At 48.8% G+C, this 13,012-nt stretch carries 9 protein-coding genes; 2 read left to right on the top strand and 7 right to left on the bottom strand.

Translation table 11 applies throughout. The annotated features are described in order from the left end of the window. The first annotated feature begins 1 nt into the window (after position 1). Entirely contained in the window at positions 2-1,003 is a 1,002-nt protein-coding gene (locus tag RYZ26_RS09365; protein WP_317682934.1) for an MraY family glycosyltransferase, read from the top strand. 60 nt (positions 1,004-1,063) lie between these two features. Beyond that, on the top strand, positions 1,064-2,956 hold the full coding sequence (locus RYZ26_RS09370) for a polysaccharide biosynthesis protein (protein WP_317682935.1): 1,893 nt from the start codon (positions 1,064-1,066) through the stop codon (positions 2,954-2,956). 9 nt (positions 2,957-2,965) lie between these two features. Here the strand turns inward: RYZ26_RS09370 and RYZ26_RS09375 are convergent, their stop codons facing one another. The 7 genes from RYZ26_RS09375 to RYZ26_RS09405 form a co-directional block, all read right to left on the bottom strand. Next, positions 2,966-4,621 carry a heparinase II/III family protein gene (locus RYZ26_RS09375; RefSeq protein WP_317682936.1) on the bottom strand — a complete coding sequence of 552 codons (1,656 nt, stop codon included), beginning with the start codon at positions 4,619-4,621 and terminating at the stop codon, positions 2,966-2,968. A 159-nt stretch (positions 4,622-4,780) separates the two neighbouring features. Then, a complete protein-coding gene (gene cysN, locus RYZ26_RS09380) occupies positions 4,781-6,700 on the bottom strand; it encodes a sulfate adenylyltransferase subunit CysN (protein ID WP_317682937.1) in 1,920 nt (639 codons plus the stop codon). Further along, positions 6,700-7,593 (bottom strand): sulfate adenylyltransferase subunit CysD, encoded by an 894-nt coding sequence (cysD, locus tag RYZ26_RS09385; protein ID WP_465245935.1) that lies wholly within the window; start codon positions 7,591-7,593, stop codon positions 6,700-6,702. The genes cysN and cysD overlap by 1 nt, the downstream gene beginning before the upstream one ends. A 201-nt stretch (positions 7,594-7,794) precedes the next feature. After that, entirely contained in the window at positions 7,795-9,024 is a 1,230-nt protein-coding gene (locus tag RYZ26_RS09390; protein WP_317682939.1) for an ammonium transporter, read from the bottom strand. A 441-nt stretch (positions 9,025-9,465) separates the two neighbouring features. Further along, positions 9,466-10,794: an ammonium transporter gene (gene amt / locus RYZ26_RS09395; protein ID WP_317682940.1), complete on the bottom strand. Its 1,329-nt coding sequence runs from the start codon at positions 10,792-10,794 to the stop codon at positions 9,466-9,468. Positions 10,795-10,808: 14 nt separating this feature from the next. Beyond that, positions 10,809-11,147: a P-II family nitrogen regulator gene (locus RYZ26_RS09400; protein ID WP_317682941.1), complete on the bottom strand. Its 339-nt coding sequence runs from the start codon at positions 11,145-11,147 to the stop codon at positions 10,809-10,811. Positions 11,148-11,434: 287 nt separating this feature from the next. Then, positions 11,435-12,943, bottom strand: coding sequence for a class I SAM-dependent methyltransferase (locus RYZ26_RS09405; protein WP_317682942.1), 1,509 nt, complete (start codon positions 12,941-12,943; stop codon positions 11,435-11,437). Positions 12,944-13,012 lie beyond the last annotated feature (69 nt).

A 13,012-nucleotide genomic window follows, 5' to 3' on the forward strand; every position in this document is an offset into this window, starting at 1 on the left:
AGTGCTGCATTATGTCACACTTTTTGTCTGTACCGTGCTGATCAGCATGTCAGCCACCGGGCTTGTCCTTAAATACCTGATTAAAAAAGCTATTCTGGATCATCCCAATGAACGCAGCAGCCATTCCATCCCCACACCACGCGGCGGCGGTATCGGGATTTTAATCGCTGTTCTGCCTGCCCTTTTACTGATCCAGCTTTTTGCCAATGACCCAATCGGCGGCTATCAGCCCGTTTTACTTTCTACTTTTTCCCTTGCCCTATTATCCTGGCTGGATGACCTGAAAGACTTGGGCGCAGCTGTGCGTTTTGCCACTCAAATTGTAGCGGTCAGCCTGTGCCTTTATTTCATTCCGGCTAGCGAACAAGGCTTTCTGGGTGGGTTCCTGCCCATCTGGCTGGAAAAAGTGATCCTAGGGATCGGCTGGGTCTGGTTTATCAATCTGTTTAACTTTATGGACGGGATTGATGGCATTTCAGGGGTGGAAATTCTATCCATCGCCGCAGGCATCGTGCTGATCGCGAGCCTTGGGGACCTGAAAACCGAATACAACCAAAGTGCCCTTATTCTGGCAGGCGGTGCAGCGGGCTTTTTGAAATGGAACTGGCACAAGGCCAAAGTCTTTATGGGTGATGTAGGCAGTGTACCATTGGGTTTCTTACTTGCCTGGCTGTTAATCAATCTGGCAGGGGAAGGCTTCCTGATCGCCAGCATTATCGTTGCCCTTTATTACCTGATGGATGCCACCCTTACCCTGATTAAACGCGGCCTTCGCAAAGAAAAAATCTGGCAGGCACACCGTGAACATTATTACCAGAAAGCCACACAAGCCGGCATGTCCCATGATCAGGTCGTCATCCGCATTGCCATGGTAAATCTGTGTCTGCTGGGCTGTGTCTGGCTGGGCTTTAGCTATAACATCTGGGCTGGATTGGTCCTGGCAGTGCTTTCTGTCGCTTTCTGCCTTCGATATTTCGCATCGCTTAAGCTACCAAACGGTTGAAATCCTGACCAAAAGCGGGTACTTCAATAGTTCTTCAATTGGCAGGCCTATAGTATTTTCATGACCTTTAAACTTACACGATTGACCCCTCGCGGCATGATTGCCTTTGGTCATGATATCTTTATGGCGGCATTGTCCATCAACGTTGCGCTTTATCTACGCCTGGGCAATGACATTCTGAACCGGATGGATGTTCTTAGTATCGCAACGCCATTGATTGCCTGCCTGGGCGCTGTTGTCTTTTATTTTATGGGCCTTTATCGCGGGATCTGGCGTTATGCCTCCATGCGCGACCTGATCGCCATTACCAAATCCACCAGCCTTTTGATCCTGATTTTCTCGCTGGTGATGTTCTTTGCGACGCGTCTTGAAGATTTCCCACGTTCTGCCCCGCTGATCAACTGGTTTGTTCTGATGGCCCTGTTGGGCGGTCCGCGTTTCCTTTATCGTCTGATCAAGGATAGACGATTTGATTTGCCCCATATGGCCACAACCAACAAAACCGTGCCGTCCCTCTTAATCGGCGCCGGTGATGGGGCCGAACTGTTCCTGCGCGCCATTGATCGCAACCCGACGATCCCTTATGCCGCAGTTGGTCTGGCAGCGGAAAAGAAATCCCGCCTGGGCCTGGATATCCACGGCGTGCCTGTCCTGGGGTTAATTGACAATATCTCGGACATCATCGCCAAGCTGGAAGCCAGTAACAACAAACCGCAACGTCTGATCCTGACCAAAGACGACTGGCCCGGTGAAAAAGTGCGCGAACTTTATGATCTGTCGGAACAGTTGGGTATTCCGCTGTCCCGCCTGCCCAAACTGACCGATCTGAAATCCGGCACGAATGATCAGATTGAAGTCCGCCCTATTGATGTGGAAGATTTACTAGGTCGCCCACAAAAAGCCCTGGATAAGTCCCTGCCTAAATCTCTGGTGACCGGAAAGCGCGTTGTCGTCACTGGCGCAGGTGGATCCATCGGCAGCGAGCTTGTCCGCCAGGTTTGCAGCTTCAATCCAGCAGAGATTATCCTGATTGAGGCCTCGGAGTATGCGCTTTACACTATTGATATGGAAGTTTCACGCACATATCCGGACCTGAAACGTCAGGCGCTGATCTGTAATATCCGCGAAGACAACCGCCTCAATCAAATCTTTGATGACGCCAAACCCGAACTGGTCTTTCACGCCGCAGCGCTGAAACACGTGCCGCTGGTGGAAGAAAACCCCTTGGAAGGTATCCTCACCAACGCCATTGGCACGCGTAATGTGGCCAATGCCTGTGTGGCCCATAACGTACAAGCCATGGTGCAAATCTCGACAGACAAAGCAGTCAACCCGACAAACATCATGGGCGCCACCAAACGTATTGCCGAAAGCTATGCCCAGGCATTGGACATTAAAAAGACCGGCTGTCGCTTTATCACCGTACGTTTTGGCAATGTTTTGGGCTCCACCGGGTCTGTTGTGCCGCTGTTCCAGAAACAGTTAAACGCAGGCGGTCCACTGACCGTCACCCACAAAGACATGAACCGCTACTTCATGACTGTGCGCGAAGCGGTGGAACTTGTCCTGCAAGCTTCCGTCCTTGCGCAGAAAGACAATTCTCTGGATGGAAAAATTTGCGTTCTGGATATGGGTGAACCCGTTAAAATTCTGCATCTGGCAGAACAGATGATCCGCCTGTCAGGCCTTGAACCCTATAAAGACATTGATATCAACATTACAGGTCTACGCCCGGGTGAAAAACTGTTTGAAGAAATTTTCCACGGTGATGAACCGCCCACTCCCTCCGGTCTGGAAGGTGTCTTGATCGCCACGCCACGTATCCTGGATGCTGATGAGCTAGCTGAGACCTTAAAAACACTGGAAGATCAATGTGTTGCCAAGGAAAGCACCATCGCTCTACAAACCGTGAAAACCATGGTGCCGGAACTGAAACACGAAAAGCTGGGCTAAGAATTTAGCTTACTGTCCACCGATTTTGGAAAGACGCCATTTGATATCGGCGCCTTCACCGCGCAAGGGACCCTGAATGATAATCTGGTCCGTATGGCGCATCTGACCGGGGTTGCCCACATAAATACTGTCGCGCATTTCAAGCTTGCCACCCTGTACGCGTAAATGCCAACCTGCCCCACTTGGCAGTTTTAAGAGCGCGGCCTGCCCATCCTGAACCAGAGATGCCTGCACTTCTGGATGCAGATGAAGGGAAATGGCAAAACTGTTGCCGCCTGTGCCCGTCAGCTTATCTTCAAAACGGATATCCGTACCCATTTTATTGACATAGACACTGCGCTCATGAATCAGCCCCAGGCTTTCACGATACGCATCATGTTTGGCATCAATCAGCACCTGGCCATCTTCTTCAAAACGGGTGCTGGAAACGCTGATCTCGCGCGGGACAATACCACCACCATGGATCAGTTGCTGGCAGTTTTTCTCATCTACCGTCAATGTGTTATGGGCTGCTGTTGCCGCCAAGGCTTCCTGCCAGTTGGGATCACCACCGATAACCGCGCCGCAATTGACCAACAAGCGTTCTTCCCCACAGCTGATCTCGAAACTCAACGGGGCTGCATGCCCGTGGGGGTGCAACGTTATATCCGGTGGGCTTGCCACATCCAGAAGCAAAACGGTCTTTCCCGCTTCAATGCGCTGAAACCCGCTATGACGCGCATCGCTTAACGGCTGACCCTGATTGCCCGTCTGTTCCAACAACTGGTCAATAGTGCCCGCATCGCCTTCCTGCGCGCCATGAAACAAGGCCAATCCCCCGTCTGTATGGCGCAAGGTACGTACCATCGGGGCCATCCGGTCAATGGCGCGGGTCAGCTGGTCCGGCAATTCGACTTTGCGCAGTTCCAGCACCTGCTTGATCTCCAAAGCCAGCGCCAGTAAATCCAGCAAACTTGTGGGACAGCGTGATACATGCCCGCCATCGGCCAGCACCTGTTGATCAAATTCCTGATTAAGCCGGGCAAGAACCCTGGGCAGGTTTTTGTCAAACCCTTCCAGAAACAAGGCGATATAAAGCTGCCCACGCAAGGCACGCAGCAGGCGCAGACCGGATAAATCCTTAAAATAAGACCGCGCCAGATGAGAAGCCTGCAAAGACAGGCTATTATAAAAGGGTTTGGTAAATGTTTCGTCTGCAGAATGGGTGAGTTTTTGCGCAAATCCCATCCAGGAAACCAGACGATCCCCCATCACATCGGCGCGCCAGGCCAGTTGCGTCCAGACACCATGTAAATCCAGCCAGCTTGATAGAAAATGCCGTGCTTTTACAAGAGCTTCCGGCTGATTGGTGGCACAAAGATCGGCCAGCCAGTTATAGCCATGGATATGGGCCTGCCAGGCTTCATCATCCTGCGCCACGGTCCAGGGGGTGTCTTCGCCCTGATATAAACGTCCGGCAAAGGGAAATTGTCCGGTAAAAATATTCTGACCACGCTCGACCCGTCCGGCAGATAACATATCAGGCATGCCATCCACATTCAGATGGTTTTTCTTTTTCAAAGTCACCAGATACAACGGGGAGCGATAAAGATGGGCGCGCAGTTTCTGCAGCCATTTATGCCACGCGGGTGGGCGATGAATATTTTCTTTTTTATTCAATACCATAAACCGATACATTTCGACTAAGAAACAATATAAGTGTGCAGCGCACCCAAGTCATGCGTCATACCTATCAGGTTCATGGAATCTGCACAAGATCAGACATAAAAAAAGCGACCCCATTCACAAAGAACAGGATCGCTTTTCCTTAAAGAGTCAGATCTCTTAAATTTCCGGGAACCAGACGTCCAGAATACCGAATTCTTCCAGACGCTGAACCACATATTCTGCGGCTTCTTCAGCGTTCATCTCTGTCCCATCGATATGAATTTCAGGATCAACCGGTTTTTCATAAGGTGATGAAATCCCCGTGAAGTTTGGCAGGTCACCCGCACGTGCCTTGGCATAAAGCCCTTTCACGTCGCGTTCCTCACAAATCTCAAGTGGGGTATCGACGAAAATCTCGATGAATTCCCCGTCTTCCAAAAGTTCACGCGCCATTTTACGTTCAGATTCAAACGGCGAGATAAAGGATGTCAGGGTAATCATCCCGGCATCGACAAACAGTTTGGCTGTTTCCCCGATCCGGCGGATGTTTTCCACACGGTCAGCATCACTAAAGCCCAGGTCCTTGTTCAGACCGTGACGCACGTTGTCACCATCCAGCGTATAGGTGTGCTTGTGCAGAGAATGCAGTTTCTTTTCTACCAAATTGGCAATGGTGGATTTACCAGACCCCGAAAGGCCCGTAAACCACAGAACAGCCGCTTTCTGGCCTTTACGTTCAGCACGTTCAGCCTTGGTGATATCTAGTGACTGCCAGTGAACATTACTTGCACGACGAAGCGCATGGTCAATCATACCTACACCAACCGTTGCATTACTGTAACGATCAATCAAAATAAAGCGACCTGTGCCCGGACTTTGGTCATAAGGATCAAAGGCGACATTGCGATCAAGAACGATGTTACAGATACCAACTTCGTTTAATTCCAATGTCTTGGCAGCACAATGTTCAAGTGAATTCACATTCACTTTATACTTTAACTCACTGATCTGCGCACCGGCTGATTGCGAGCCGAATTTGATCTGATAAGAACGACCCGGCAGCAAGGCATCATCATGCATCCAGACCAGTTTGGCTTCAAACTGATCGGCATAATCCGGACGATTTTTTGGATCAACCAGCATGTCACCGCGAGAAATATCAATCTCGTCATTCAGCGTAATGGTGACGGCCTGCCCTGCTACAGCCTGATCCAGATCGCCGTCCATAGTGACGATCTTATCAACGGTTGAGGTTTGACCGGAAGCCGGAACAGCAATTTCATCCCCCGGACGAACGGTACCTGCCTCAATCGTTCCGCTGAAACCACGGAAATCAAGGTTAGGGCGGTTCACCCATTGTACAGGCATACGGAAGGCCGCTTCTGGCAGGTCTGAGGCCACCTGGACGGTTTCCAGATAGCTCATCAGTGTGGGGCCGTGGTACCAGTGGGTTTCCGGACTGGTTTGAATGATATTGTCGCCTTTAAGCGCCGAGATTGGCACACAGGCAATTTCTTCAAAGCCCAGATCCTTGGCAAATTCACGATATTCAGCTTCGATACGATCAAACTTACTTTGGGAATATTCGACCAGATCCATTTTATTGACGGCGACAACGACCTTTTTAATGCCAACCAAAGACACAATATAACTGTGTCGTTTCGTCTGCGTCAGGATGCCTTTTCGGCCATCAACCAGAATAACAGCGATATCAGCGTTAGACGCGCCTGTTGCCATGTTCCGGGTATATTGTTCATGACCCGGTGTGTCCGCCACAATAAATTTACGCTTGTCGGTCGAGAAAAAACGATAAGCCACATCAATGGTGATGCCCTGTTCACGTTCCGCCTGCAGACCGTCCAGCAGCAAAGCGTAATCAATGTCGCCACCCTGGGTGCCGACTTTTTTAGAATCTGCTTCCAGGGCAGCCAGCTGATCTTCAAAAATCAACTTGGAATCCCAGAGCAAACGCCCGATCAGGGTCGATTTACCGTCATCCACAGACCCACAGGTGATAAAACGCAGAAGGCTTTTGTTTTCCTGTGTTTCCAGGTACTGAAGGATATCCTCAGCGATCAATGTATCCTGATGTGCCATTAGAAATATCCTTCTTGTTTTTTCTTTTCCATGGATCCGGCCTGGTCATGGTCGATCAGACGGCCTTGACGCTCAGATGTGCGAGTCAGCAGCATTTCCTGAATGATTTCTGGCAGGGTTGCGGCTTCGGATTCCACAGCCCCGGTCAGCGGGTAACAGCCGAGGGTTCTGAAACGAACCGATTTCATCATCGGCTTTTCGCCCGGATCAAGCGGCAGACGCTCATCATCCACCATCACCAACATGCCGTCGCGTTCCACAACAGGACGTTCAGCAGCATAGTAAAGCGGCACAATCGGAATATTCTCTTTATAGATATACTGCCAGATATCCAGCTCGGTCCAGTTGGACAGCGGGAAAGCACGAATGCTCTCACCCGGTTTTACCTTGGCGTTAAACACATTCCACAGTTCCGGGCGTTGGTTTTTCGGATCCCAACGGTGGTTTTCTGAACGGAAAGAGAAGATACGTTCTTTCGCACGGGATTTTTCTTCATCCCGACGTGCGCCACCGAAGGCCGCATCGAACTTATATTTATTCAGCGCCTGTTTCAGGGCTTCCGTCTTCATCACATCGGTATGCATGGCAGACCCATGCGTGTAAGGACCAATGCCTTGTTTGACACCTTCTTCATTGATGTGAACCATCAAATCAAAGCCATATTCCTTCGCCATGCGGTCGCGGAACTCGATCATTTCCTTGAATTTCCATGTAGTGTCCACATGCAACAGCGGGAACGGAGGCTTGGAGGGATAAAACGCTTTGCGCGCCAGATGCAGCATCACAGCTGAATCTTTCCCAACCGAATAAAGCATCACAGGATTTTCAAATTCTGCGGCGACCTCTCGGATAATATGAATACTCTCTGCCTCCAGTTGGCGCAGATGTGTCAATTGTGTCTGGTCCATCTATTTTACCCTAATAATGGATTATGATTTTGACGGCACACTAGAAGCTTCTTGGATCAGAGTCAAAGATAAAATACATTTTTATGTGTAAAATAATTTTATACTACATATTTATTTTGTTTAAATAACGAGAAAGAAACCGCCTCTTGGTACAGAAGAGACGGCTTCTTTAAGGATTATAAAGACTTAACGGTTTTGCGTCAGGTCTTCTTCCGGGTACGCCCCAATGTGGTGAATAGACAAATCCGCACCACGGAATTCTTCTTCTTCACTGAGACGAATACCAATAGTTTTTGCCAAAGCGCCATAAACGATAAAGCCAGCCGCTGTTGCAAAGGCAATCCCGATGAGCGAGCCCACCAGCTGAGACATGAACGTTACGCCGCCCATACCGCCAAGGGCTTCCAGACCGAAGATGCCACAGGCAATACCGCCTAGCAGGCCGCACATGCCGTGCAATGGCCAAACACCCAACACATCATCGATCTTCCATTTGTTCTGGCACATCTCGAAACCCCAGACAAACAGACCACCAGCCAGACCGCCTGTGATCAAGGCACCCACCGGATGCATCACGTTGGAGCCTGCACAAACCGCAACCAGACCAGCCAGCGCGCCGTTGTGAATAAAGCCCGGGTCATTCTTACCAACGATAAGGGCAACCAGAATACCACCGATCATCGCCATCAAAGAGTTTACAGCGACAAGACCTGTCACACCTTCAACAGATTGCGCAGACATCACGTTAAAGCCGAACCAGCCCACGCACAGGATCCAGGAACCAAGCGCCAGGAATGGAATGTTGCTTGGTGGAATACCGATCACACGGCCGTCTTTCTTGTAACGCCCCTGACGTGCACCGAGCATGACAACGGCACCCAGCGCCAACCAGCCGCCAACACCGTGAACAACGATAGAACCTGCAAAATCATTAAACGGCGCACCGAATGTATTTTCAATCCAACCCTGCAGACCGAAATTGCCATTCCAGACAATGCCTTCAAAGAAGGGATAAACCAGGCCTGTCAGGATGGCCGTTGCCATCAGTTGCGGGAAGAAACGCGCCCGTTCCGCAATCCCGCCAGAGATAATCGCCGGGATCGCCGCAGCGAACGTCAGCAGGAAGAAGAATTTGACCAGATCAAATCCGCTTTTGGCAAACAAATCACCACTTGCACCGGAAATGATGCTTGCAGGGGCCAGGAAACTAACCCCATACGCCACCATGTAACCAACAAAGAAGTAGGCCACAGTTGAAACAGCAAAATCGACAATAATCTTGACCAGGGCGTTGACCTGGTTTTTACGACGAACTGTTCCGACTTCCAGAAACGCAAATCCGGCGTGCATCGCCAGAACCATGATCGCCCCCATCAGGACGAAAAAGACGTCGGCACCAATTTGAATGGTTTCCATATTCTCTCTACCTTTTTTCCCATGAAGCAGTCCTCGCCTTCCCAAGCACGAACTGCCCAACAAATGAACATTGCCGCCTATTAAACAAAAAACGTGCCAAAACTGCGCAAAAACTAGGCAAATGGCTGTTTCCTGCCGATTCTGACCAAATTTTGATCAATTCCAGAAAAGATCGGAAAAACACCAACTGCTGCACATATAGGCAAATTTATGATTATTTTTTGTGCAATTGCCCATTTTGCATATTTATTGGACACCCCACTACCCGTCATTCCTGCGCAGGCAGGAATCTAATTTCCGAAAAAAGATCCCTGCCTGCGCAGGGATGACGAAAAGGGAACAATGATAACAAAGCCATATAAACAAAGAGGCCCCAGTAAATCGAAACTTACCGGGGCCGACCTTTGGGAAGGTAGAGAGATTTAGTAACCGACGGATCGATTACACGGTCTGGGAGCCGCGACCAAATTCCGGATATGCTTCCATACCCAATTCAGCGCGATCCAAACCAAGCTCCTCATCTTCTTCGGAGCAACGGATGCCAATCGTAACTTTCAGAATGGTCCAGACGATCGCAGAAGAAACAATTACAAATGCGCCGATGGAAACCACGCCGATAGCTTGCGTGACAAATTCTGTTTGAGCGTTCGTAGCAGGAACAATCATTGTGCCCCAGATACCAGCCGCCAGGTGAGCAGAGATCGCACCAACAACGTCGTCGATTTTCAGCTTGTCCAGCAGAGGAACAACGAAGACAACGATCACACCGCCAACAGCACCGATCAGGAAGGCAGAAGCCAGTGAAGGTGTGTCAGGACCTGCAGTGATAGATACCAGACCAGCGATTGCACCGTTCAGGGTCATGGAAAGATCAACTTTCTTGTAGATAACCTGTGTCAGTACCGCAGCAGCCAGTGTACCACCTACAGCAGCCATGTTTGTGTTGATGAAGATGTTAGAGATTGCAACAGCGTCAGCAGCTGTACCAAGTGCAAGCTGAGAACCACCGTTGAAGCCGAACCAGCCGAGCCACAGGATGAATGTACCCAGTGTCGCCAACGGCAAGTTAGCACCAGGGATCGGAGCAACGCGACCTTCAGAGTCGTACTTGCCCTTACGTGCACCAAGGATAATCGCACCAGTCAGGGCACACCAGCCGCCAGTAGAGTGAACCAGCGTGGAACCCGCAAAATCAGCAAAGCCCATTTCAGAAAGGAAGCCACCGCCCCACTGCCACATAGCGATTACTGGGTAAATGAAACCAGCAAGAACAGCTACGAAGATCATGAACGGCCAGAATTTGATACGTTCAGCAACAGTACCGGACACAACAGAAGCAGCTGTTGCAACGAATACCATCTGGAAGAACCAGTCAGAAGAAGAAGCATAGCCACCAGAGAAGTCGCCGCCCAGAGCAGTTGCATCATCCGGACCCCAGATAGAGAAGGAACCGATGAAACCACCAGCGTCGCCACCATAAAGAACGTTGTAGCCAACCAGGTAGAACATGAAGCCAGACAATGCGTACAGGCAGATGTTTTTCAGACAGATGGTTGCTGTGTTTTTAGAGCGAACCAGACCGGATTCCAGCATGGCGAAACCCGCAGCCATAAACATGACCAGAAAACCACAAACCAGGAACAGGAATGTGTTCAGAATATATTGTACTTCAGTCGTCGGCGCATCTTCAGCAAGCGCCGGATCAATCGCTGCAACCAGACCCAGCAGGGCTACCAGCGAAATTTTGGAAAGTTTTTTCCACGCAGTCATAATCATAAACTCCCTTAAAGCGCTTCGTCGTCAGACTCACCCGTACGGATACGGACAGCCTTGGATACGTCATAAACAAAGATTTTACCGTCACCGATGCGACCGGTTTCAGCAGAGCTGCGGATTGTTTCCACAACGCTTTCAACCATATCGTCAGAAGTCACGATCTCGATTTTTACTTTCGGCAGGAAGTTCACGACATACTCGGCGCCGCGATAGATTTCAGTTTGACCTTTTTGTCGACCAAAACCTTTAACTTCTGACACGGTCAAACCGTGTACACCGAGTTGCGTGAGGGCTTCACGCACATCGTCAAGCTTAAAGGGCTTGAGGACGGCCATTACCATTTTCATTTCACACTCTCCTAAAATTGAAGAAATCAAAAATTGATTCAAAACAAAGCTTTATTGCTCTTGCCGCTTCTATTTCAAGGACCGTGCCAGAATCAAAAAAATGGTAAAAACATGAATAAAAACAATAATATAGTATTTTTAGAAAAGGAATCAGAGCGTGCACTGCACAAATATTGATGCCTAAAATTTATGCACCTGTATTTTCATGCCTAAAATTTATGCACAAAAATGAGGCATTTGGATAAAATCGATTCATTTTCAGAGGTTTCAGTCATCAAATAAACCGTCTACCCCGTCAAAAGACCATTGATTCTGAAAAAATCCAATTCAAGATCAAGCATGCGCTCCAGATTATCCATGCCCGATATTTTCTTTTCTTCACATTCCTTTTTCACAATTTTTGCTAGCGCAGCCTTTTCTTGCTGCCCATCAAGATGTGCCAAAAGAATTTTCTGAAGAACCGTCAATTTTACAACTTCATGATGAATATTTGGTACAATATCCACAAATTTCGCCATATAACGGGCCAAATCAAACGCTTTCGGCCTCGTAGTGGACAGATTACCCAATTGCATATGATCAAGTGTGGGAGATAAAATCCCACTATTTAAAAACGCCAGAATATACTTATCAAATTCAGCTGCAATCTGTTCTTCGTCATACATCGACAAACGTTTTTTAACAGCTGTTATGATTTCTTGCCTGAGTAAACGCTTGGGAAGCGCTCGTGACATTTCAATTAAACACGCACAGATAATTTGGCCCTGCAATTTACCCTGCACGTTAAAACGCTTAGTCCCGATCAATTCAATAGCATCTGTATCAACATGCTGAAAATCACCTGTAATTTTGCAATTCAGGATAAACTGGACATTCTGACACCTTTCCAGAATCATCTCCTCAGAGAACTGTTGATCCTTCAAAGTCAGCACACTGGATCTGAATTTTCGATTGGAAACAAAATCCAAATACTGTTGTTTTTCACATCGGTCTGATATTGCCTGAGCCTTCTGTGCGACAAGCGGGTCCTGAAGCGACAGGTTGATATCCGGATAGTCCATATCATGAAAATAAGCCAATCCTGCGTTTCGGACGCTGGTTTCAAATTCATGGAAATAACAGGGATTATTATGTTCTTCCATATGATCATGTAACAAGAAGTTCTCTTCTTTCCCCATCACAGCATTAATCTCCCCTTCCACAAGGGCCTTGTAATGGGGCTGGTCAGAAGGGATAGAACCTTGGATAAACTGCAGATATGCTTTGGCTTTGCTTATTCTTTCTTCCGGATTCTCGATCATTTGTCCGGCATACATCATCATATTGCGAATGATTTGCGTGCTGCTCCATCCCGGCAGCGTATTGTAGCTCATAAATACAAGCCCATCCGGTTCCAGCAGAGAGGCACAGGCTTCCAGAATTTGTGGCTGCAGCGTCTTGTCCACCCAAGAATACAGACCATGGGCAATAATATAATCAAACTTCTGCCCGTGAAAATCCGCATCAAGAATGGACTGTGCCATAAAATCAATATTGCGCAGCGACATAGCCTCAGCATGTTTGCGAGCAGTTTCAATCTGAACAGATGACAAGTCCACCCCAACAAAAGACGATTTATCAAAACGTGCCGCCAATCCCAACAAATTCCCACCGGTGGCACACCCAATCTCCAAAACCTTTGCCGATTCAACCGGACAAGGGTTCAAGCCATGCAGAAAGGCAAGCGCCCCGACCTGTGCTGGTGTGGTTTGTGGATAGGGATACCCTGGATACGTCGCCAAATCATAATTCGTCATAATAATCTCAGATTTTTCAAAACCAGAATAAGCTTATGAGAGTTGGGCAAAATGGTCCAGCATATGAAT

It is taken from the genome of Terasakiella sediminum, from assembly GCF_033100395.1.
Lineage (GTDB): Bacteria > Pseudomonadota > Alphaproteobacteria > Rhodospirillales > Terasakiellaceae > Terasakiella.